The sequence below is a fragment of the Trichocoleus sp. FACHB-591 genome (assembly GCF_014695845.1).
Taxonomy (GTDB): Bacteria; Cyanobacteriota; Cyanobacteriia; order FACHB-46; family FACHB-46; genus Trichocoleus.
Map to the genome: position 1 here is coordinate 35,841 of NZ_JACJPA010000110.1, position 21,266 is coordinate 57,106.

A 21,266-nucleotide genomic window follows, 5' to 3' on the forward strand; every position below is an offset into this window, starting at 1 on the left:
TGCTAAAGGGTGAATGTAAGACTAGCTTGGCTTTCTAGCTCGTCTGCCTTCTGATCCGGCTAACTTCCCGACTCAACTTTGCTTGTGTCTTGCTCAGGGAGATAACTGCAAAAAATTTTGTCAAAACTGAGGATTCCACCCATATTGGTTATAAGTAGAGATCAAGGCATGCTGAATGTCTCCTCTCCTTGATTTTCTTTTTAAGGGAGTCTTCTTTTAGGATGAAGCGATCGCAGTGCAGTTACGTTAATTTGTCTAGCTAGTCTCCCAGTTTTGCCATCAATTTTGCTACCTAGTCTTGACATCCCTGTCAAAATCTTCCATGTCTAAGACTGCCTAGCTCGCTACCACTTTGCCTGAAGTTAAACGATCCCATGTCAACCCTGGTCATTGTCGAATCTCCTACCAAAGCACGCACCATTCGCAACTACCTGCCCGCAGGCTACCGAGTGGAGGCGTCAATGGGACATGTGCGCGATCTGCCGCAATCGGCGAGCGAAATCCCCGCGAACGTCAAGGAAGAAAAATGGGCAAAGCTAGGGGTGAATATTGAGTCAGAATTTGAGCCGCTTTATGTAGTGCCCAAAGACAAGAAAAAAATAGTCAAGGCGCTCAAAGATGCGCTCAAAGATGCTGACGAGCTGATACTGGCGACAGACGAAGACCGCGAAGGGGAAAGCATTAGCTGGCATCTGCTGCAACTTTTGCAGCCTAAAGTTCCGATCAAGCGCATGGTGTTCCACGAGATCACCCAAGAAGCGATCAAAGAAGCGCTGAAAAACTGTCGCACTGTAGATGAGAAGCTAGTTCGGGCGCAAGAAACACGACGTATTTTAGACCGCTTGGTGGGCTATACCCTCTCGCCGCTGCTGTGGAAGAAAATTGCCTGGGGCTTGTCAGCTGGACGGGTTCAGTCTGTAGCAGTGCGGCTACTCGTACGACGGGAGCGGCAGCGTCGGGCTTTCCATCAAGGTACTTACTGGGATCTCAAAGCCACCCTAGAAAAAGATAAAAGTGCGTTTGAAGCCCGCTTGGTGACGCTGCGAGGTCAGCGTTTGGCGACAGGCAGTGACTTTGACGAGGCGACAGGCCAAATTGCGGCAGGTCGTAATGTCCTCTTGCTCAATGAAGCGGAAGCCAGAGCGCTGCAAGAGCAAATCACTAATAAGGCTTGGACCGTTTCTAATATCGAAGAACGGCCTGTCACTCGCAAACCTGCACCACCTTTTACCACCTCGACGCTGCAACAAGAATCCAACCGCAAACTTCGCCTCTCAGCGAGAGATACAATGCGCGTGGCCCAAAGCCTTTACGAGCAAGGCTTTATCACTTACATGCGAACCGACTCGGTGAACTTGTCGCAACAGGCGATCGAGGCAGCTCGGACTTGTGTAGAGAACATGTATGGTGCAGCCTATCTCAGCCCTGAACCTCGCAAGTACTCCACCAAGAGCAAAGGTGCCCAGGAAGCCCACGAAGCCATTCGTCCCGCTGGCAGCAGCTTCCGCACTCCTCAAGAAACAGGGTTAAAAGGAGCAGAATTTCAGCTGTATGACTTGATCTGGAAGCGTACCGTTGCCACCCAAATGGCTGAAGCACGGCAGACCCATATCACCGTACAAATTCAAGTCGAAGAAGCAGGATTTCGAGCTAGCGGTAAGCGCATTGACTTTCCTGGTTTCTTCCGCGCTTATGTGGAAGGCTCTGATGACCCCGATGCGGCGATCGAGGATCGGGAAGTGATTCTGCCTGCGCTCAAGGTGGGTGACAAGCCATCGTGCAAGGCTTTAGAGGCGATCGGTCACGAAACTCAGCCTCCTGCTCGCTATACCGAAGCTTCCTTGGTAAAAACCTTAGAAAGCGAAGGGATCGGGCGGCCCAGTACCTACGCCAGTATCATCGGCACCATTATTGACCGAGGCTATGCCCAAATGGTCAGTAATGCTCTAGTGCCGACATTCACCGCCTTCGCTGTTACCACTTTATTGGAAAATCACTTCCCCGATTTGGTTGATACCAGCTTCACGGCTCGCATGGAGCAAACCTTAGATGAAATTTCTACAGGTGAGGTGAAGTGGTTACCCTACCTCAAGGAGTTTTATTTAGGGAAAGCGGGTTTGGAGACTCAAGTCAAAGAACGGGAAAGCCAAATTGATCCCACCGAGGCGCGCACAATTGAGCTAGAAGATCTGGCTGCCAAAATCCGCATTGGTCGTTACGGGGCTTATTTAGAAACTGAGAAAGACGATGCCATCGTTAAAGCCACGATTCCACAGGATTTGACTCCGGCGGACCTTGACCCTGCCCAGGTGGAAGTGCTGCTGCGCCAAAAAACTGAAGGCCCCGATAAGTTAGGGCTACACCCAGACACCGGAGAACCGATTTATTTACGGATTGGACCGTTTGGCCCCTATGTCCAACTGGGAGACTTGGGGGAGACCAATGTCGAGCCGAAGCGTGCTTCGCTGCCTAAAGGTGTAGGCATGGATGATGTCACGCTAGAAATGGCCGTGGGACTGCTGTCTCTGCCCCGGACCTTGGGAATTCACCCTGAAACGAATGGCAAAATTCAGGCAGGACTAGGACGCTTTGGCCCCTATGTACTGCATGACCAAGGTAAGGAAGGCAAAGAGTATCGCTCCTTGAAAGCGGGAGACGATGTGCTGGCTATTGAGCTAGACCGCGCTTTGGAGTTGCTGGCAGAACCAAAGGCAGGTCGTCGAGGCGCTCGGAGCAAATCGAAAGAACCATTGCGATCGCTCGGTGCCCACCCTGCTGATGAAGAGCCAATCAATATTTATGATGGCCCCTATGGTCCTTACATCAAGCATGGCAAAACCAATGTCTCGGTGCCCGAAGACCAAGCGGTGGAGTCAATCACGCTAGAGGCGGCTTTAGAGCTATTGGGCACAAAGGAGTCCACTAGCAAATCAGGGCGTAAGTCTACCAAAGCAGCTAGCGGCACCAAGAAATCTGCCACCAAGGCGGCAACGGCTAAGAGTGAAACCGCCGCTAGCAAAACTAAAACTCGCAAAACCACTACGAAAAAATCAGGTACCAGTAGCACTAAGAAGAAAACCTCAACTTTGGAAAGCTAGCTTAGGAATAGGAGGGAAGTGGAGTCATGCGATCGCCCTCCTATCCCTCGTCAATTTTTCAGTGAGCTAAATCAGGAAATACTTCCTGTACAGCGGGATGCACTAACCGCTGATTTTGCACACTAACTCCCTTGGCTAAAACTGCATCGGAGTCCAACGCAGATAGACCGTAACTGGCTAGCTTCAGGACGTAGGGTAAGGTGCTGTTATTGAGAGCTTGAGTCGCTGTCCAGGGCACTGCTCCAGGCATATTCGGCACGCCGTAATGTACCACACCTGCCTCGACATAGGTAGGGTGACTATGGGATGTGGGTCGCATCGTTTCAATACAGCCACCTTGATCGACGGCCACATCCACGATCACTGAACCAGGTCGCATTTTGGCAACTAAAGACTGACCCACCAAAATCGGGGCTCGGCGACCAGGTACTAACACGGCCCCGATCAGCAGGTCGGCTTCTGGTACGACTGTCTCGATTTGTAAGGAGTTGCTGTAGAGCAGTTCCACGCGGGAACCAAATAAAGTTTCTAAATAAGCTAAACGGTCTACATTCAAATCTAAAATTTGGACCTGAGCCCCCATCCCGACGGCAATCCGGGCTGCTTCTGTGCCTACCACTCCACCGCCTAATATCACCACTTTGCCAGGTCGCACTCCAGGCACGCCACCTAAAAGTACGCCCCGTCCCCCTTGTTGACGCTCTAAAAATCGAGAGCCAAACTGCACCGATAGCCGCCCAGCAATAATGCTCATGGGAGTCAGCAAAGGCAATTTTTTATCTGGAGTCTCTACGGTTTCGTAGGCAATCGCAGTTACCCCAGAACTAATCAGATGCTCAGTTAGTTCGCGATCGGCAGCCAAATGCAAGTAGGTAAACAGGAGTTGGTCTTTTTGCAAAAACTGATATTCCGGTGCCAAGGGTTCTTTCACCTTAATCACCAACTCTCGATTCCAAGCAGTCTCAGCATTGGGAACAATTTTTGCTCCTACTTGAACATAATCAGCATCGCTAAAGCCTGCGCCGATGCCAGCCTCAGTCTCGACAAAAACGCTATGCCCGTTGTCTACTAGAACGCGAGCACTGCTCGGACTCAACCCCACTCGGAACTCTTGGTCTTTTGTTTCCTTGGGAACGCCGATTTCCATACGAAACCTCTGAATGCCCTATGCTTCTAGCTTAAGCTGGTTGTAAAAGTAGCTAGAGAGCAAAGCCCTAGCGAAGTTGAGCGATCGCCCTTAGCTGGCCATCCAAAAGGATGAGTTGACGAAGAGACAGTCCTCCTTAAAATAGATGAAAGAGATAAAGAATTGTAAATGCCATCAATAGAACCCAAAAGTTCTGACTTAAGACGTACCTCTTGAGTGGGATTTTCTTAGTGCTGCTTTACCCTTTGTCTGAATTAATAGAACTGTCGTCAATTTTTCTAAAGCAATGACTCAACTACAACCCACCACAACGCCCAAGTTAGCTGAACCTAAAGTCGGGTTTACAGAATATGCCGAACGTTTGAATGGCCGAGCTGCCATGCTGGGTTTCGCGATCGCCGTTGCCATCGAGTACGTGACTGGACAAGGCGTTTTAACTTGGCTAGGGCTGAGATAAAACCACAACTTTGCCAGTTCTTCCGGGGCGCTTGCCGCTGACTGAATAGACAACGTCACAGAGATCAAAAAATGTTCGCTCGGATGAGGAAGAACTGGAAAGTTTACCGTGAAGAGATGATGAAGGGTAGTGTAAGTACCTAAGGCCTAGATGTGTTTTTTCTATAATTCTCCATAAGTTGTGGGATGAGTTTAAATTAGAAATAAGCAGTCCCATTAAACGGATTACGTAACTTTCTAACTGTTTTGTTTCTTTAAAACTCTAAAATTCTTGATACGTTGAGCCAGAGAAATACTGTGATGAATGCTGTGTGGCCTCGGTTTTTAAGGGCAGCTTATCGTAAGGAGCCCATCTCTAGCTTTGTAATTACGGTTGGCGCTGTAGATGCAGCGATTGGCGGTCTCGATAGCCGCTGGTCTCTATTTAGCTTTGGTCTGGGAACCGTGGGACTTGCGATCGCCCTGCGGTGGTGGTTGATGCACCGCCAACAAGAAGACCAACCAGAACAAGTACCGCAATATTACTTACCCCCTCGCTCCTCACGACCGCAGATGCCCGTGCTATCGGTTTCTAAGAAGAATCCACCACCTCACTAAATTGATTTCTCAGTTAGGTCTCAGTTAGAGCTATTCCATACCATTTAGCTTACTCATGCTAACTGCGGAACGTTCTGAGGCGAGTTACCGTCTTTTTGACCGTTCAGTGCTTCATCGCTTGGCTTTCATTAAGCGAGCTCAACCCTAAAGTTCGAGCTGAATTGAAATCCAAGAAATTTCGAGCGTGCCTGAGCAAGAGCAACTGCCTTACGTTGAAGTCAAGCAGTGCTTGCAGACTGGGTTGGCTGCGATCGCTCAACAAATGGAAACTCTCAAAACCTTGAAAGTTGAAGCGCCAGGAATTCTTTCCGTTTGGGAAGACACCCTTCAGCCCTTTGCCTCACTCAAACAATCTGCCCTAAATATTCAGTCGAACTATGAAATACCCATCTCCTAGCTTTCCTCTGCGTGTATTTCTTCATAAGCGGTTGGCATTTTTGGGAGCCGTGGGCATCGGGGTAGTCTGCTCTCTACAAATCGCTCATGTGAGCCAAGCGCTGTCTACACCCTCTGTAACCAAGGTAGACGTAGCCGCTACTGTGACAGGTTCGTCTACCCCAGGCGGTTGGAAGCAGCCCCAGCTAGTCCGCACCTTGAAAGGGCATAAAGGAGCTGTAGATTCTCTGCTGTTTGCTTCTGACGGTCGAACCCTGTTTAGTGGCGGTAGCTACAACGACGCCAGAATTAAAGTGTGGAATCTCCAGCGCGGTCGAGAAGCAATGACGTTGCGAGTCCATCAAACGATGGTGGCAGCGCTAGCTATGACGCCAGACGGTCAAACGCTGGTCAGTGGTGGCACTGACTATATTCTGAATCTCTGGAATCTAAAGACGAAACAATCGAGCCGAATTTTCCTAGATCACACGAGCCATGTTCTGGCACTAGCGATTAGCCCCGATGGTAAAACTTTAGTCAGTGGCGGCTTAGATGGCATTAAACTTTGGGATTTACAAAGACAACGTCCACTGTCCACGCTCGAAGACGAGCGACATGAAGTACATGCCTTAGCGATTAGCCCTTCTGGGCAATACCTAGCTAGTGGGGAGGACAACGGCGTTGTGAAGCTGTGGGACTTAGCTAGTGGGCAGCTCCTACAAACTCTTCCAGGCCATACAGGGGTTGTTAATTCTCTAACCTTTACACCTGATGGCACCTCGCTAGTTAGCGCCAGCCGAGATGCCACGATTAAAGTGTGGAATTCCGAAACGGGAGAGTTGCTCCAAACGTTGGCAGGTCATACTAATTGGGTCATGGATGTTGAAGTAAACCCAAATGGTAGAGTTTTAGCCAGTGCAGGGCGAGATGCTGTCAGACTTTGGAATCTAGAGACGGGGGAATTGATTAATACCTTGACTGAGCATGCAGATTGGGTGCAGTCTGTTGCCTTCAGTCCGGATGGTCAAACTCTAGCTAGTGGTGGCTCTGATACGTTGATTCAAGTGTGGCAAGATGGAGTTTTACCACCTGTTAAGTAGGCAGAACGAGCCATTAAGCTAGTCCTTAGGCACATAAAAAACAGGGAAGAGAGTTTGATGTCTCTTCCCTGTTTTTTTTGTTAGTTTGCTCTTTGGCATCATTTTGCTCTTTGAGCTTTCGCCGCAGCACTTGCATCTGCTTTTTGCGTTGTCTCTAACGAGCCGAACCGCCTTTACCCTTGGAGTTCCGGCCTTCACGGCGCGGTGACTCCCATCGTTTCAGACGTTGAGCCATATTTGGTACTTAGTGAAATGATATGGGCGGGGAGAGACTCGAACTCTCACGGCCGAAGCCGCCACATTTTGAGTGTGGTGCGTCTACCAATTCCGCCATCCGCCCTTGGATGAAGCTTCACTATTATACTCATTTTTTCCGTTTTGCAACAGGGTTTGGTAAGTTTTACTTCCAGCCCAGCGATCGATCTCCCGCGCGCGAATTACAGGGACCGGATGAGTCAGAGGTGCAACTTGAGCCTGCTTCAGCAACTCACCCAGATCACTGTTACTAACGTCATCGTAAGAACGCGCCTGAGATAGAAAAGCCTCTAGGTTTAACTTAGATGCCAAGGTCGGCGATCCCCCAGTCAGTTTCATCAGCAGGGAAGCCACCACCTTCGGGTCTTGCGTGACTAAGAGAGCGGCGCGATCGCAAGTAAATTCCGCACAACGGACCCATTCCAAGATCTGGGACTGCAAGGTTTGGGCAATCATTCCGCCTAACGTTGGCAGTTGTCCTGCTGCCAGCACCATGATGTTGGCTAGGGTTAAGTAAACCCCGTGGTCACATTTCAAGTGCCCTAACTCGTGAGCAATCACCGCTTGAATTTCTTCGGGATTCAGTAGCTCCAGCAAAGAGGTATGAACTACGATAAAGGGCTGTCTACCGCGAATCGCAAATGTATAAGCATTGGGGACAGGATGTTGCCGAATGTAGAGCTGAGGCAACTCCAGGTCAAGAATTTTGCAAGCTTCAATTAGCAGTTGATGTAAGTGCGGCAGTTGTTGGTCACTGACCAAAATGCTGGAGGCAATATTGTCGAGGTAAAAAACTTGTTCGGCTAGTGGCCCCAGCAAACTCCGAATCATCAAGTCCAGCCCAGGCAACTGCTTAAGGGCTTGGGTTGCTTCTAGATCGAGAGGATGACGGAATTGATCCGCCTTCAAGCCAATTAAAGGAGTCTTTGCAGGAGACATGCTGGGGCAGCCATGAGAAGTGAGGTCAAGACAAGCATCGAGGCAAATCGCATTGCAAAGACGAGTTGCGGGGCGATCGCTTACCACCGATACATAGCTAGTATAACGAGATTGCTCCTGGCCTGCGGGTACAAGCCAGGAGCAATCAGGCTCAAGCCTCACTCAGTGCGATTGTGGCTAGAAATTAGTTAGGCGCGATCGGTGTGAGTGGAGCCGTCTCCACCTCTGTAGTCGAGTCTCCTTGAAGGCGCTGCAACTTCACCCCTAGTTTTTGGAGCTTCGTGTCGAGGTTTTCATAGCCGCGATCCAAGTGGTGTAATCCTTGAATCGTGGTTTTACCCTCTGCGGCCAAAGCAGCCACAACCAAAGCAGCTGATGCTCTTAAATCGGTTGCGACCACAGGAGCTCCAGAGAGCGTCGGGACTCCCCGAATCACGGCGTGATTGCCCTTCACCCGAATATCAGCTCCCATCCGATTCAGCTCAGCCACATGGCGCAGGCGGTTTTCAAACACCGTTTCAGTGACGATGCTGTCGCCCTCACTGACGGTCAGCAAAGCCATAAATTGAGCTTGCATATCCGTAGGAAAACCTGGATAGGGTAGGGTCTCAATATCAGTAGCAGTCAGGCCATGCCCCGGAGCGATCCGCAAACAGTTAGGTGACTCTGGAGTGATCAAAGCCCCGATCGCCCGCAACTTAGCAATGGCAGCCGTCAAATGGTCAGGAATAACCGGAGAGAGGCTTATTTCAGATTGTGTGATAGCTCCTGCCACTAGAAAAGTAGCCGCCTCAACGCGATCTGGAATAATGGCGTAGTCGGCTGAGTGCAAACTTGGCACCCCTGAGATCACGATGGTTTTCGTGCCTGCGCCTTGGATCTTGGCTCCCATAGCGCGGCAGAAGTTAGCCAAATCGATCACTTCGGGTTCTTGAGCAGCATTCTCTAGGATGGTTTCGCCATCCGCTAGGGTAGCAGCCATCATCAGCGTTTCGGTTGCACCAACGCTGGGATAATCTAAATAGATTTTGGCTCCCTTAAGGCGGCGGCTAGGGCCTCTGACGTAGGCATTGACTGTGCCATGCTCTATGTGAACATCAGCTCCCATCGCTTGCAGACCTCGGACATGCAGGTCTACTGGACGAGCACCGATCGCGCAGCCACCGGGCAAAGGAACGCGGGCCACGCCTAAGCGAGCTAAAACGGGGCCAATGACGAAGAAGCTAGCTCTCAGTTGGCTAACCAGCTCATAAGGAGCGGTTGATTGGCCAATGTAGCTCGCATTGATATCGAGAACATCGCCCTGTCTCGTCAGCTTGACACCCAAGGATGCCAAAATCTCCCCCATCCGAGAGACATCTGCCAGAGAGGGAACGTTACGAAGACGGCAGTCTTGGGGACAGAGCAGGGCACCCGCCATCACAACGAGGGCGGAGTTTTTGGCACCGCTAATAGTGACATGTCCTTTGAGCGAAGATTTACCCCAAATCTGAAGTACTGACTTGTCTTCTTCAGGTGAAGAATGGGTTTCTGGCAGTCCGTGAGAGGGAGTTATGGGCCTATCCTCCGAGTCAATTTATACTTTTAGAACTTACAAATTTGGTTTCGATTCTACCGGAAAGATTCCAGATGTCCAGAACTCCGATCTCAAGCGATGAAACAGTTTAGCTTGAACGAGCACTTTAACCTAAAAGAGATTGGCTCTGAGAAAGTTGACAAAGCTTCTGGATTTCACTACATTGGTAGATCGCAGTCCGTAGCTGCACCATAAGCGGAACTGGCGGAATTGGTAGACGCGCTAGATTCAGGTTCTAGTGTCTGCAAAGACTTCCGGGTTCAAGTCCCGGGTTCCGCATCTAAAAGCCAGTCATCTCGGCCTGAAAGGGTTACTTCAATCTACATAATTTTTAAGAGCAAACCTCGTGAGAAATCAAGCGGTTTGCTTTTTTATTCTTCCCCGAAGCTGCTTTGGGTAACTGAGGCTTTGGTCAGATCTACTTATGGTTCCTTTGCTGATTGTAAGAATATTTAAATAACCGGAGAATTACAGATTCTAATTCAAGGTTCGAAATCTAGGCGCGAAACAAGAAAGCCGTCCTGAAGACAGTGCGGGATCTTGGAGTTTTGTCCGCTCAGCAGTAGAGTGAAGCTGCTTCAACGCTACGTTATTCTGTGGCACAGAATTATGTTGACCAGTCTGCAAAATCCTCTCGTTAAGCAACTTCGTAAGTTACACCGGGCTAGAGATCGCCGAGAACAGCAACTGTTTTTGCTGGAAGGTACTCACTTACTAGAAGAGGCTTGTGCCGTGAATTATCCGCTGGCGACCCTTTGTTGCACTCCAGAGTGGCAAGCCAATCATGAGCAGTTATGGCGGCACGTTAGTCAAACCGCCCAGCGCATAGAACTGGTGAGTCCTGAGGTACTGAAGGCGATCGCGACGACCGTAGAGCCTGACGGTGTAATTGTAACGGCACCACGTAAACCAGAGCAGCATCAACTGCCAGAAATTGCTAGTTTGGGTCTGGTGCTAGAAACCATTCAAGATCCAGGCAACCTGGGCACTATGATTCGGGCTACCGCCGCCGCAGGAGCAGAAGGTTTGTGGCTCAGTGCTGACAGTGTGGATCTTGATCACCCTAAGGTACTGCGAGCCAGCGCCGGACAATGGTTCCGTCTGCCGATGGCTGTCAGCACAGATTTGCAAACGGTCATTGCTGATTACCAAGCCCAAGGCATGCAGGTTGTAGCCACTCTGCCAGATGCAGCTCTAACCTACTGGGAAGCCGATCTGCGGCAACCTACTTTGATCTTGCTGGGTAATGAAGGCGCAGGGCTATCTAAAGGAGTAGCAGCTCTAGCGGACCAACGGGTCAAAATTCCTCTCTATCCGGGGGTAGAGTCGTTGAACGTGGCGATCGCTGCTGCCCTAATGCTGTATGAAGCCCAACGACAACGAGGCTTTAATCCTGAAGCTCTTTCCAGTTAAGTAGATGAGAGGCAAGCTCAATGAGCGGCTTTAGCTCGAGCGTCGCGCCTCGATAAATTGTTCGATATCAGCGACTGCGGCTTCCCAATCAGCCAGAGCGGGCCGAGTTGGAGTCGCCTTAGAGTTGCTATTAGGCACCGGAGCCACCTTTTCGGGCTGAGGCTGAGCCGTTGTAGGTGGTCTGCCATCGGCTTGCAATGTTTTTTGCAACTGATCAAGTGATTCAGCAAAGGCTTGGGCGGCGGCGCGACGAACCTCGTTCTGATGCTGCTCCATTAGCTGGACTCCAAAAATTCAGAATCTAGGACTCAGACTGCTTGCCATCCTGGCTTTTAAAACGGCAGGGGGTCAAGCGTTAAAAGACGTAGAAAAGACAATAAATATGGTTGAGCCAGCGTTCTATTTGTAATTTAACTGAGGTCAAGCGACCGAGACTCTAGAAGTTGGCTGCTATCAGGGTGCCCAATTTCGTCGCGATCGCAGCATTACCCTGATTTATGGTTGAGCTTGCTGTGCGGCTTTGAGTGGGTGTTGTCTAATCAACCAAATCTAGTTGAAAATTGAATTAAGGATAAAGACAAAACGCTAAAACCAAGCCTTTAACTTTTTGGGCTTCGGGCATTGCGGTATGGTAGGAAGGTTTGCCTTTCCAGGAGAGCAAAGTGAGTCAGGGATTTGATTACGATTTAGTTATTCTCGGCGCAGGAGTTGGAGGACATGGAGCAGCACTGCATGCAGTGAGCTGTGGTTTGAAAACTGCCATCGTCGAAGCGGCTGATATGGGCGGTACCTGTGTCAATCGTGGTTGCATCCCCTCCAAAGCTCTTCTGGCAGCTTCGGGGCGGGTACGGGAATTGCGCAACGCTCATCACCTCAAGGCAATGGGGATTCAAGTCGGTGAGGTTGAGTTTGATCGCCAAGCGATCGCCGACCACGCTAACAATTTAGTCAGCAAAATTCGAGGCGACCTCACCAACAGCCTCAAGCGCTTGGGCGTAGATGTGATTCAAGGGTGGGGCAAGGTAGCTGGCTCCCAGAAAGTCTCGATTGAAACTCCGACTGGTGAAAGAGTAGTCACGGCTCAAGATGTGATTTTGGCTCCTGGCTCTGTGCCTTGGGTTCCGCCTGGGGTAGAAGTGGATGGCAAAACCGTGTTTACCAGCGATGACGCTGTCAGACTGGAATCCTTGCCAGCTTGGGTTGCCATTATTGGCAGCGGCTACATTGGTTTAGAGTTTTCCGATGTTTACTCAGCTCTAGGTGCAGAAATTACTCTGATTGAGGCGCTAGATCAACTAATGCCTGGGTTTGATCCAGATATTGCCAAACTGGCGCAACGGGTGCTGATTGCTCCCCGCGACATTGAGACTAAAGTTGGCATGCTGGCGAAGCGAGTGATTCCTGGTTCGCCAGTGGTGATTGAGCTGGCCGATGCCAAAACCAAGGAAGTGGTTGAAGTGCTGGAAGTAGATGCTTGCTTGGTCGCAACCGGGCGAATCCCTGCAACGCAAAATTTAGGCTTGGAAGCAGTGGGCTTAGAACTCGATCGCCGTGGCTTTATTCCAGTCGATGATCGGATGGCGGTGCTAGTGGATGGCCAACCTGTGGCTCATCTGTGGGCGATCGGCGATGCTACAGGCAAGATGCAACTAGCCCATGCCGCTTCGGCTCAGGGAGTTGTCGCGGTTGAAAATATTTGTGGTCGCGATCGCCAGGTGGACTACCACAGCATTCCTGCGGCTGCCTTTACCCATCCTGAAATTAGCTTTGTCGGCATGACAGAACCTACAGCGAAAGCCGTGGGAGAAGCAGAAGGGTTCAAAGTAGCAACTTCTAAGACCTACTTTAAGGGCAACTCCAAAGCTCTAGCAGAAGGCGAAACAGAAGGCGTTGCCAAGGTTATTTACCGCCAAGACACAGGCGAAGTCCTAGGTGTACATATCTTTGGCTTGCATGCTTCTGACCTGATTCAAGAAGCCGCCAACGCGATCGCTCAACGGCACTCCGTCAACGATCTTGCTCACATGGTGCATACTCATCCTACACTTTCCGAAGTGTTAGATGAAGCCTTCAAGCGAGCGGTAGCAGCTCACTAAAAGGTGGCCTAACCCCCAACCCCTTCCCTAGTAGGGAAGGGGAGCTAGATTCAAAGTTGTATTTCTCGTGTTTGGCTGTTGTTAAATTAATTTCCAATGCAAATTCGTCGTCGTTCTCCAAATCCCGCAATTGCAGTTCAAGAATTGCGCTATCAGGTTGCTGTACCGAATGCAGCTCCGCGCCACATTTTGGAGGAAATTGTTTGGCATAAGGAAGTCGAAGTAGACCAGATGCGGGAGAAGCAGCCTTTGTTGGAGCTGCAAAAGCAGGTTCTAAGCGTTACTCCTCCCCTTAATTTTGTGAAAGCAATACGTCAAAGTGCTACTCAACCCGCAGTAATTGCAGAGGTCAAGAAAGCATCTCCGAGTAAGGGCGTGTTGCGCGAAGATTTCGAGCCAGTGGCGATCGTCCAAGCCTATAAGGCGGGCGGAGCAACTTGCGTCTCGGTTCTAACAGATCAGAAATTTTTCCAAGGCAGTTTTGCCAATCTTTCCAAGGTCCGCGCTGCAATCGACCTGCCTCTACTCTGCAAAGACTTTATTATCTACCCGTACCAAATCTACCTAGCTCGGTGCCACGGCGCAGATGCGGTGCTACTCATTGCCTCAATTCTTTCGGATAAAGACTTACAGTACTTTGTCAAAATTACGAATGCCTTGAACATGACTGCTTTAATTGAGGTGCATACCTTAGAAGAGTTGGATCGAGTTCTGGCATTAACAGGTGTCACCCTGGTTGGCATTAACAACCGCAACTTAGAAAACTTCTCCGTTGATTTGCAAACCACTTGTCAAATCCTTGCAGCTCGCAAACAGCAACTTCAAGAGCGAGGTATTCTAGTGGTGAGTGAGTCAGGACTGCATCAGCCTGCTGATCTAAGCTTGGTTGCTGAAGCGGGGGCAAAAGCAGTTCTAATTGGCGAATCTTTAGTTAAGCAAAGCGATCCAGCGCAGGCTTTACGGCAGATGTTAGCATCATCCGCAGCTGTGCCAACCCCAGAAGCAGCTGTATAAATAAATCATTGGCTAAATCAGGAGAATGGCTTCGGTCTGGAATCGATGACAAAAACTTCTGATTTAGTGGCTGAATCTAAGAAGAGTGTTCTCACAGTATTCTCCAGCCCTATTTGCCTGACTAGGTAAGTAGAGTAACCCATTACTTTAAGGTAGATCAGCCTACATGGAGCCGATTCCTCTTCCTTCCCACGTTCATTATGAGTTGCTACTACAGCTGCTAGAAAGGCAAACGATGTTTGCTGTAAAACAAAGGTCACTTCAAAGTGATCAAGTCCACGAACTCATCAGCACTCTGCGTAAAGCACTGTCCCAGCAAAAGCGATTGGAAGAAAACTGTCAACGTGCTAACCAGCCGATTGAATATCGCTGGTCTCTCAATAATATAGAAGCAGAAAAAACGGCTCCATCTGAATAGTCTCAAGCGATCGCACGACCAAAGGCAATTAGCCGTTGACGCGAAACAGAGTTCTTTAAAACCGATCCTGCTTTGTTTCTGGAGACCTATGGTGCCTTGTTGCTGTAAAGGTTATTCTATTGGCTAGTTTGTCTTGCTGAGTCTGTGGGACAGTTATTAATGCTGGGGAGGTCCTGAGTGTCGGAACCGGACTTAGCTGCTGGTCATGAGTCAACTCCTAAAGAACTTCAACCCCAGTGGGAGCACGAGCGCCAAACCTTACTGGCTGAGCTGGAGCAACTACGATCGCTAGAGCACAATCACTTAGAGCGGATTTCCCTGCTAGAGCAAGCGCTCGACCAAGCGCTAACGTCTTTGAACGACCTCACGTTACAAATGAGGGACCAACAAGTCTTAGAAGACCAGTTAGCAACTACAGAAGAATTTTCCCATGTGCAGCAGCAGGCGATTACTAAGCTCAAGCTCCAGTTAACGCAGCAAGAGCAAATCTTAGAAGCTCGTATTGTCGAAGCTCAGGAGCAAAACCAAAGCTTTCAGGAACTCTTGGCAGCGACTGAGGCAATCGCCCAAACTCAGCAAGCGGAATTAGAGCGATTGCGAGTCCAAATTGTGCAGGACCGCTCTGAGATGCAGGTACAGCAAAAACGTTTAGAGAAGCAACTCTGCGATTTGCAAGGAGCCTCACAAGGCCAACAGCAGCATGTTTTAGAAATGGAAACTCAGGCATTAGCGGCCCGCACTCTGGCAGCGAGTCTAGAGGTGAAACTAGCTGAAGCGCAACAGCAAATCGAAAGCCTATATGCCAACCTAAGTCAGCGTCAGACAGCTTTTTCTGAGTTAGAGATGCAGTTAGATCAAGCGCATTTAGCTTTGGAGGAGCATCAACTATTGCTGCATCAGATGCAGCAGGCTCAAGCCCTCTTGGCCGAGCAGCACACAACCATTGCCACATTACAACAAGATTTAGTCACAGCTCACGGCAAGATCGAAGAACTAGAAACTCAGATGGCTAAACAGGTTATGCTGCAAGCTAAGCTGCAACAGGCAGGCCAAGAGCTGGAGGCAGAGCGCGATCGCTATCAATCACGGGTCTTAGGCTTAGAGCAACAAGCTGCCGAAATGCAAGAACAAATTCTCAAACAGGCTCGGCAAGCCAATGAATACGAGACTGCTGTTCAGCATTGGAAAGATCGGTGTGCCGGGAGCCAACGTCAGGCGCTGCAACTAAAAGAACAGCTAGCAAAGCGCTCAGAAGATTGCCTAGAAGATTTATCAGAGCTACTCACGGCAGAGCCAGAGCCAGAATTAGCTGAAACGTCAGAGCCGATGATTTCCAACCCGACCACTTCCTCTCAATTTGGTCGCGGTTTGAAGGTGGACCTACCTGCTTTCTTGGCTCGACGGCGGAGCTAAAAAACTTTTTGATCTAAGCTTCGTAAGCCTTCATTCCATAACAACACTAAAAAAGCGAGTCCGTGAACCCGCTTTTTTAGTGTTATTCAAAGTAGAAATTATCACTTGGGCTAAACAGTCTCGCCAGGAAGTTGGTTGATACAGCATCATGTCAGGGAGTAGGGGATTTTTGCTGAACCTTCACTCTCACAACCTACAGGGGTTGTGTTGCGGCAAGACTTTAAGCAGCCTCCATCCAATCGAAAATGCGCTCTAGTTGTTCTAAGGTGACTAAGCCATACTGCCAAAGAATCATTGGCAAAGGCCCTGGATCTTGCTCTCGGTGACGGAGGGCGATCGCGATCGAAGCAGCAGAGATCGATAAATCTTCTTGGAGGAAGCGAATAAAGCGTGAATACGTTGCGGGTGCCATAGTGACCTCAATTTGTTAAATCTAATTTTGTATGGTGAGAAATAAAGTTTTTGAAAACGAGTAGTCACTCTTTAATCTGTCCATTCCCCGAGCAGGGACTTTCTAGAAAGGAGACCAAATTGCTCCACGAGCCAAATTAGCTCCAAGGGTTGTTCTGTACCTTGAAACCAATCTTTGCTGGGTGAAGTTACCTTTACGATCCCCAGCCAGGGTGAATAGCTAACTAAGCTGATCAACAGCTTGGCTCGATAGGATTACTGAAATTTTCAGCAATCTAAAGGAGCAGGAAGGTTTCTGACTTTAAGCTTCTTAGCCTAAACGATTAGCCCTTAAACAGCTTCAACTTGCTTCTCTCACACCTACATCGCCCTCTGAGAGAGTACCTAAAAAATACTTGATTGTTGCTAGGTAAAGAGTAAAGAACTCGTATAGAACCTATGAACTTTGAGACAAGTATTTTTTACTTCATTAGGCTAGAAGAGCAAAAATAACAAATTCCTCAAACTTTGTATAGCGTATTATCTCTTGATGTAATGAAACTTCAATGATGATTGAATTGAGAGAATTTTTGTAACAATCCTGATCTAGGATTGCGTGGTTGGACGGGTATAGCCAGGCAGAAATTGTAGGTTGATGCGATCGCCTACCTTTAAACCCAGTTGAGCCGCTCGTCCACCCCGTAGCTCAATCACTTGGTCAATGATGATGTTAGGGCCAGGACCATAGGAAGGACAAGGATCAGCCTTACAGGGTGGGACTTGAGCCCGAATTGCTTTTACCTCACCATTACGCAAAAAAACCATATCCAACGGAATCAAGGTGTTTTTCATCCAAAAACCTACCGACCGGGGTGGATTGAAGGGGAATAGCATCCCACGATTTGCGGCCAATGCCGTCCGATACATCAAACCCATCGCTTGCTGCTGGCGAGTTTGAGCCACCTCTAACTGAATGACCTGCCCTTTAATTTTGGTTTGAGCGGCGATCGGCAATTGCTGGCCCATATTCTGCTTAACTTGACCTACGGTTGGCTGAATAGTAGGCTGACGCTGAGCTTGGCTTGTGGGTGCAACTGTAGAAGAGGGTGCTGCACAGGCTAACAACAAACTGCTTAAACCGATAAATATCAACTGCGACCCAAACTTCACGGCGCTGTATTCCTGCGGGAACTCATGAGAGGGAAATGTTGTTCGTTCTAGCTGAAGGCTTGTGAGGTGCGGCAGTCCCATACATAGCTTTAACTCGTTTGTCTTACGCTTCTCGAAGAACATAGCCAACACCTCTCACAGTCTGAATCAAACGCTTTTCACCCTCATCCTCGATCTTCAGTCGTAGGTAGCGGATGTAGACTTCAATGACGTTAGATTCTCCCAAAAAGTCGTAACCCCAGACATTCTCTAAAATTTGTTCACGGGTCAAAACTTCTCGTGGGTGCTCCATTAAATATTTGAGCAATTCAAATTCTTTCATGGTGAGTTCAATGGCTCGACCATTACGAAGGGCTCTACGAGTAGCTAAATCTAAGACTAATTCACCAAATCGTAGCTGCTCGGTGCTATGCGTGTCAGGTTGGAGATAAAGCCGCACTAACTTTAAAAATTCTTCTGTACGGTAAGGCTTAAGGAAGTAATCGTCTGCTCCTGCCTCTAAGCAGGCCACACGGTCATCTACCGCATCACGCGCCATTAACATGAGTACTGGCACCCTAGCCCCTGTATTCCGGAGATGATTGCATAGCTTTAAACCTGATTCTCCTGCCAGCATGCGATCGATCACAACAAGAGCGGGTTGCAATGCATGGGCTTGATGCAGGCCGCTGGTAGCGTCATGAACAACCACAGCTTCATAGCCAGATTCCTTTAAATCAATCATGACATGTTGAGCTAAAGCTTCATCTGGCTCAACTAGCAAAATGCAAGGACTGCGGTCAGAATTAAGAGTACTCATGACACCTGATGGGAGAGAAGTGAAGTAGAGAGCTTTGGTCTTCGTACCCCTAGGGGCTTCAACTAGCAATCAATACACTCACTAGGTTTGCTGATAGATGAAGCTGATAGATGAAATAGGCTTTGCCCAACTTCTACAAGTACCTACTCAATCAGCAGAAAGACTACACAATGCCAGGGCAACCTGCGAAGGAGTGAGTATTAATACTTTTAACGTGCTTCCCTTGTTGTAGCACGTCCGTCAGGTATCGACTCTCCACTATGTGGTTAGAACCGACGATTAAGGCAGTTCAACCGAGGTGGGTTTGGCGATGTGAGGCAGCCCCCAACCGAGCTTTTCTCTGAGTAAATGGAAGAACTCGGGCTGTTGCAAGCGGATGAAACGAGCTGAATACTGCGATCGCACCATCCGGACTCGGTCCTCTGGCAAGATATAACATCCTGCGTTGCCATCCACTACCATTACTAACCGATTCGGGTTGGCAGGAAAAATGGTTACAGGTTCGCTATCTGCGAAAACGAGGGCCCTAGAAGCTAAGGAATGGGGACAAATAGGAACTAACTGTAAAACTGGGACGCCTGGGGTAATGACAGGACCGCCCGCTGAGAGCGAATAAGCTGTAGATCCGGTGGGTGTGGAGACAATGATGCCATCTGCAGCAATATCTACCGGGGCGTGCCGACCAATTTCGATTTCAAAGTGGCACATACTGGTCAAAGGTTCTCGATGCATGACCATTTCATTCAGGCACAGAGCTTCCCACAACAAGCGATCGCTGCGAAAGACTTGAACCGAGAGCATCACCCGCTCTTCTACTTCATAGTCACCCGCTAAAACCAGCTCTAAGGCTTGTGGCAAATAATTTAAGTAGGTTTCAGTGAGAAACCCCATGTGTCCGGTGTTAACGGTCAGTAAGGGGATATGACAAGGAGCAATTTGTCGAAAAGCTGAGAGCACTGTACCATCGCCTCCCAAGACAATGGCAAAGTCCATCGTTTCATCAAACCCATCTGGAATCAGATGCTCAATCGGGGTATGACAGATCGGCCCTTCAGGCCCAGAGCACCCAAGAATTCCACCAGCGCCAGTAGTTGAGCAAACCTCCCAACCAGTTCCGGTGAGCTTGTCCTCTAGCTCCTCAGCCATGCGACAAGCAATAGGTTTGATGTCGTTGTAAATAATGCCGACTTTGGGCACGCTTAAAATCCAGCTTATAAGTCAATTTAAGGGGTTAGGAAGAAACTCAACTGCAACCATTATCTATGACCAGTGAGAGACTCAATCCATTGCAGGGCGGTGAATGGAACCTGTGATCTTTTACAAATCAAGATGTTGCAGGCGGCAGCTTTAAGAGCCAATAGGCAAAGCTAAAACTCGATCTTTAAGGACGGAGGGGCTAAGCTTTTGAGTTTTCCAATAGCTCTAATGGTACCAGGTTGGTCACCGTAGGAAGTAGACCTCTCAAGTAAGCCACTGCATCAGAGCAACCAGTTAAGTCGATAGCAATGGCTAAAACAATGATTGGTTAGGGCTTTCATACATTTTTTTATAGTCCAAATAACGGACTAAGAGCAATAGGCGCTGCTGCCCTGATGCCAGTTATTTGAAAAAGCCAGATTTGAAGGCTGTCTTTTTATTCGCTTGTTTAGTAGCTTGGGTTTGCTCGTAGTCCAATTCTTTTAGTTTTTTCAAGATGCGACTGAAGTAGTCTTGCAAGTAAACCTCTAGGGTTGTTGTCTCTTGAGGATCGATCCCAAAAGCACTGTAGGTCTCGTCCATCGAAGCTTTGAGCGGTTTTCCGGTTGCCAAAACTTCTGTAAAGGCTAAGCGATCGGCTAAATTCCAGCTCCACTGGAAGAAACGAGCGCTCCGCCGTACCGAGCGCAACAGACCCATCGGCATCCGAGTAATTTTTGCTTCTTTTCCAGACAGGCGCTCACAAAGCCGAATAATTTCGTAGCTGCCCCAAGCCCGTGAACCTACTATGGGAAACGCCTTCTTTTCGGTTTCTGGAGCGGAGAGGGCTCGGATCGCAAATTTGGCAATATCTTGAGTGTCCATGTAGGCAATGGGCGTGTCTTCTCCAGTCACCCAAACCGCCTGCTTTTCCAAGATTGGAATGGCGTATTGCCCAATTAATCCTTGCAAAAATCCGCAAGGCCGCAAAATTGTGTAGTTTAAGCCAGATTCAGCTAGAAATAGCTCGGTGCACCGCTTGATTTCCATCAATGGTACATCTGGGTACTGGTCAGCATTCAAAATTGAGAAAAAGATAAAACGCTGGACGCCAGCTGCTTGAGCCGCTTGAATTAAGGCTACTTTTCCTTCCCAATCGACTTGCTTGATACTCAGAGAATCGGTAGGACGACTAGTGGCTGCATCAATAACGGCTGTAACGTCTTTAAGCGTTGGAATGAGGCTCTCCGGTTCACACAAGTCTGCTTGGATGAGTTCTGCTCCCCACTCCTTCAAGAAAGCTGCCTTTCTGAGACTGCGAACTAAGCAACGAACTTGGTGTCCCTCATCAAGGGCCCGACGAGCTACTTGCCTTCCCAAGGTACCAGTGGCACCGACAACTAATAACTGCATGAAGGGTGAATGATAGTTTGTTAACTTTTTATAAGATGTTATCAGAAATTGTTGGTTTCTTGACAGCGATTACAATTCGCTATCTCAATGGCATCGTCTACCCTCAACGTATGAGGCTGCCTTTAGGGATCAGGAGTCGATTAAGATGAAAAATGAGAGGATATAACAGGCGATCGCTGTTAATTCAGCTTGTAGAGTTTGGTGCGGAGTTTTATGGTAGCTTAGCCTGCGATCGCAGCGCTGATGTAAATAGAGCCAGCACGATTCGTTGGCTTCCTGCGATAACGTTAGACTGGACAGAACTGCTGGTTCCTACTGGTCCCTGAAACAGCAGAAAACAAATAAAAATTGAGCTTTTTCTGTAGCCTTAGCGTTGCAAAAGTTTATTCTTCGAGCTCTACAATCAATCCACGACTGAGTT

20 protein-coding genes and 2 tRNA genes are annotated in these 21,266 nt (G+C 48.9%); 12 read left to right on the top strand and 10 right to left on the bottom strand.

Features of this window, described 5'->3' with window-relative positions; all coding sequences use genetic code 11:
• Nucleotides 1-374 precede the first annotated feature (374 nt).
• On the top strand, nt 375-3,098 hold the full coding sequence (gene topA, locus H6F90_RS23570) for a type I DNA topoisomerase (RefSeq protein ID WP_190554559.1): 2,724 nt from the start codon (nt 375-377) through the stop codon (nt 3,096-3,098).
• Nucleotides 3,099-3,156: 58 nt separating this feature from the next.
• Here the strand turns inward: topA and ald are convergent, their stop codons facing one another.
• A complete protein-coding gene (ald, locus tag H6F90_RS23575) occupies nt 3,157-4,245 on the bottom strand; it encodes an alanine dehydrogenase (protein ID WP_190554560.1) in 1,089 nt (362 codons plus the stop codon).
• Nucleotides 4,246-4,531: 286 nt separating this feature from the next.
• Between ald and H6F90_RS23580 the strand changes: the two genes are divergently transcribed.
• The 4 genes from H6F90_RS23580 (at nt 4,532) to H6F90_RS23595 (ending at nt 6,773) form a co-directional block, all read left to right on the top strand.
• Entirely contained in the window at nt 4,532-4,702 is a 171-nt protein-coding gene (locus tag H6F90_RS23580) for a chlorophyll a/b-binding protein (RefSeq protein ID WP_190434067.1), read from the top strand.
• A gap of 299 nt (nt 4,703-5,001) precedes the next feature.
• On the top strand, nt 5,002-5,298 hold the full coding sequence (locus H6F90_RS23585) for a hypothetical protein (protein WP_190554561.1): 297 nt from the start codon (nt 5,002-5,004) through the stop codon (nt 5,296-5,298).
• Between the two features lie 184 nt (nt 5,299-5,482).
• Nucleotides 5,483-5,695 (top strand): hypothetical protein, encoded by a 213-nt coding sequence (locus H6F90_RS23590; protein WP_190554562.1) that lies wholly within the window; start codon nt 5,483-5,485, stop codon nt 5,693-5,695.
• On the top strand, nt 5,676-6,773 hold the full coding sequence (locus H6F90_RS23595; RefSeq protein ID WP_190554563.1) for a WD40 repeat domain-containing protein: 1,098 nt from the start codon (nt 5,676-5,678) through the stop codon (nt 6,771-6,773). The genes H6F90_RS23590 and H6F90_RS23595 overlap by 20 nt, the downstream gene beginning before the upstream one ends.
• A 258-nt stretch (nt 6,774-7,031) precedes the next feature.
• Here H6F90_RS23595 and H6F90_RS23600 read toward each other — a convergent pair.
• From H6F90_RS23600 to murA, 3 genes are all read right to left on the bottom strand, one after another.
• Nucleotides 7,032-7,113: transfer RNA gene (locus tag H6F90_RS23600), tRNA-Leu, on the bottom strand.
• Nucleotides 7,092-8,129, bottom strand: coding sequence for a M48 family metallopeptidase (locus tag H6F90_RS23605; protein WP_370588077.1), 1,038 nt, complete (start codon nt 8,127-8,129; stop codon nt 7,092-7,094). The genes H6F90_RS23600 and H6F90_RS23605 overlap by 22 nt, the downstream gene beginning before the upstream one ends.
• A 22-nt stretch (nt 8,130-8,151) precedes the next feature.
• Nucleotides 8,152-9,543: a UDP-N-acetylglucosamine 1-carboxyvinyltransferase gene (murA, locus tag H6F90_RS23610; RefSeq protein ID WP_370588086.1), complete on the bottom strand. Its 1,392-nt coding sequence runs from the start codon at nt 9,541-9,543 to the stop codon at nt 8,152-8,154.
• Between the two features lie 195 nt (nt 9,544-9,738).
• Between murA and H6F90_RS23615 the strand changes: the two genes are divergently transcribed.
• A tRNA-Leu gene (locus H6F90_RS23615) sits at nt 9,739-9,822 on the top strand.
• A 330-nt stretch (nt 9,823-10,152) separates the two neighbouring features.
• Entirely contained in the window at nt 10,153-10,956 is an 804-nt protein-coding gene (locus tag H6F90_RS23620) for an RNA methyltransferase (protein WP_190554564.1), read from the top strand.
• 30 nt (nt 10,957-10,986) lie between these two features.
• On the opposite strand, the gene H6F90_RS23625 is transcribed toward H6F90_RS23620, so the two are convergent.
• Nucleotides 10,987-11,232 (bottom strand): hypothetical protein, encoded by a 246-nt coding sequence (locus tag H6F90_RS23625; protein WP_190554565.1) that lies wholly within the window; start codon nt 11,230-11,232, stop codon nt 10,987-10,989.
• A 386-nt stretch (nt 11,233-11,618) separates the two neighbouring features.
• Here H6F90_RS23625 and lpdA point away from each other — a divergent pair, with 386 nt between their 5' ends.
• The 4 genes from lpdA to H6F90_RS23645 all read left to right on the top strand — a co-directional run bounded on the left by lpdA (nt 11,619) and on the right by H6F90_RS23645 (nt 15,897).
• Nucleotides 11,619-13,052, top strand: coding sequence for a dihydrolipoyl dehydrogenase (gene lpdA, locus H6F90_RS23630; RefSeq protein ID WP_190554566.1), 1,434 nt, complete (start codon nt 11,619-11,621; stop codon nt 13,050-13,052).
• A gap of 96 nt (nt 13,053-13,148) precedes the next feature.
• Complete coding sequence (trpC, locus tag H6F90_RS23635) at nt 13,149-14,066, top strand: indole-3-glycerol phosphate synthase TrpC (protein WP_190554567.1); 918 nt, start codon at nt 13,149-13,151, stop codon at nt 14,064-14,066.
• Between the two features lie 166 nt (nt 14,067-14,232).
• Entirely contained in the window at nt 14,233-14,484 is a 252-nt protein-coding gene (locus H6F90_RS23640; protein ID WP_190434051.1) for a DUF5340 domain-containing protein, read from the top strand.
• A gap of 177 nt (nt 14,485-14,661) precedes the next feature.
• A complete protein-coding gene (locus H6F90_RS23645) occupies nt 14,662-15,897 on the top strand; it encodes a hypothetical protein (RefSeq protein WP_190554568.1) in 1,236 nt (411 codons plus the stop codon).
• Between the two features lie 220 nt (nt 15,898-16,117).
• Here the strand turns inward: H6F90_RS23645 and H6F90_RS23650 are convergent, their stop codons facing one another.
• The 5 genes from H6F90_RS23650 to H6F90_RS23670 all read right to left on the bottom strand — a co-directional run bounded on the left by H6F90_RS23650 (nt 16,118) and on the right by H6F90_RS23670 (nt 20,845).
• Complete coding sequence (locus tag H6F90_RS23650) at nt 16,118-16,309, bottom strand: DUF2949 domain-containing protein (RefSeq protein ID WP_190434047.1); 192 nt, start codon at nt 16,307-16,309, stop codon at nt 16,118-16,120.
• 584 nt (nt 16,310-16,893) lie between these two features.
• Nucleotides 16,894-17,580, bottom strand: coding sequence for a DUF192 domain-containing protein (locus H6F90_RS23655; protein ID WP_242024609.1), 687 nt, complete (start codon nt 17,578-17,580; stop codon nt 16,894-16,896).
• Complete coding sequence (gene nblR, locus H6F90_RS23660; RefSeq protein ID WP_190434045.1) at nt 17,561-18,256, bottom strand: response regulator transcription factor NblR; 696 nt, start codon at nt 18,254-18,256, stop codon at nt 17,561-17,563. Before nblR ends, H6F90_RS23655 begins: the two co-directional genes overlap by 20 nt.
• Before the next feature lie 279 nt (nt 18,257-18,535).
• The gene (locus H6F90_RS23665) at nt 18,536-19,453 is read right to left on the bottom strand and encodes an NAD(+) kinase (RefSeq protein ID WP_190554569.1); all 918 of its coding nucleotides are present in this window, start codon (nt 19,451-19,453) and stop codon (nt 18,536-18,538) included.
• Nucleotides 19,454-19,855: 402 nt separating this feature from the next.
• Nucleotides 19,856-20,845, bottom strand: coding sequence for an SDR family oxidoreductase (locus tag H6F90_RS23670; protein ID WP_190554570.1), 990 nt, complete (start codon nt 20,843-20,845; stop codon nt 19,856-19,858).
• A 152-nt stretch (nt 20,846-20,997) separates the two neighbouring features.
• Here H6F90_RS23670 and H6F90_RS23675 point away from each other — a divergent pair, with 152 nt between their 5' ends.
• Complete coding sequence (locus tag H6F90_RS23675) at nt 20,998-21,171, top strand: hypothetical protein (RefSeq protein WP_190554571.1); 174 nt, start codon at nt 20,998-21,000, stop codon at nt 21,169-21,171.
• Nucleotides 21,172-21,266: the final 95 nt, after the last annotated feature.

What these genes read in the sequence shown, in the direction of transcription:
- H6F90_RS23670 (WP_190554570.1), bottom strand. Translation starts at nt 20,845, where the DNA reads ATGCAGTTATTAGTTGTCGGTGCCACTGGTACCTTGGGAAGGCAAGTA.
- H6F90_RS23650 (WP_190434047.1), bottom strand. Translation starts at nt 16,309, where the DNA reads ATGGCACCCGCAACGTATTCACGCTTTATTCGCTTCCTCCAAGAAGAT.
- H6F90_RS23620 (WP_190554564.1), top strand. Translation starts at nt 10,153, where the DNA reads ATGTTGACCAGTCTGCAAAATCCTCTCGTTAAGCAACTTCGTAAGTTA.
- ald (WP_190554560.1), bottom strand. Translation starts at nt 4,245, where the DNA reads ATGGAAATCGGCGTTCCCAAGGAAACAAAAGACCAAGAGTTCCGAGTG.
- trpC (WP_190554567.1), top strand. Translation starts at nt 13,149, where the DNA reads ATGCAAATTCGTCGTCGTTCTCCAAATCCCGCAATTGCAGTTCAAGAA.
- H6F90_RS23625 (WP_190554565.1), bottom strand. Translation starts at nt 11,232, where the DNA reads ATGGAGCAGCATCAGAACGAGGTTCGTCGCGCCGCCGCCCAAGCCTTT.
- H6F90_RS23585 (WP_190554561.1), top strand. Translation starts at nt 5,002, where the DNA reads ATGAATGCTGTGTGGCCTCGGTTTTTAAGGGCAGCTTATCGTAAGGAG.
- H6F90_RS23675 (WP_190554571.1), top strand. Translation starts at nt 20,998, where the DNA reads ATGAGAGGATATAACAGGCGATCGCTGTTAATTCAGCTTGTAGAGTTT.
- H6F90_RS23640 (WP_190434051.1), top strand. Translation starts at nt 14,233, where the DNA reads ATGGAGCCGATTCCTCTTCCTTCCCACGTTCATTATGAGTTGCTACTA.
- H6F90_RS23595 (WP_190554563.1), top strand. Translation starts at nt 5,676, where the DNA reads ATGAAATACCCATCTCCTAGCTTTCCTCTGCGTGTATTTCTTCATAAG.
- nblR (WP_190434045.1), bottom strand. Translation starts at nt 18,256, where the DNA reads ATGAGTACTCTTAATTCTGACCGCAGTCCTTGCATTTTGCTAGTTGAG.
- H6F90_RS23655 (WP_242024609.1), bottom strand. Translation starts at nt 17,580, where the DNA reads ATGTTCTTCGAGAAGCGTAAGACAAACGAGTTAAAGCTATGTATGGGA.
- topA (WP_190554559.1), top strand. Translation starts at nt 375, where the DNA reads ATGTCAACCCTGGTCATTGTCGAATCTCCTACCAAAGCACGCACCATT.
- H6F90_RS23580 (WP_190434067.1), top strand. Translation starts at nt 4,532, where the DNA reads ATGACTCAACTACAACCCACCACAACGCCCAAGTTAGCTGAACCTAAA.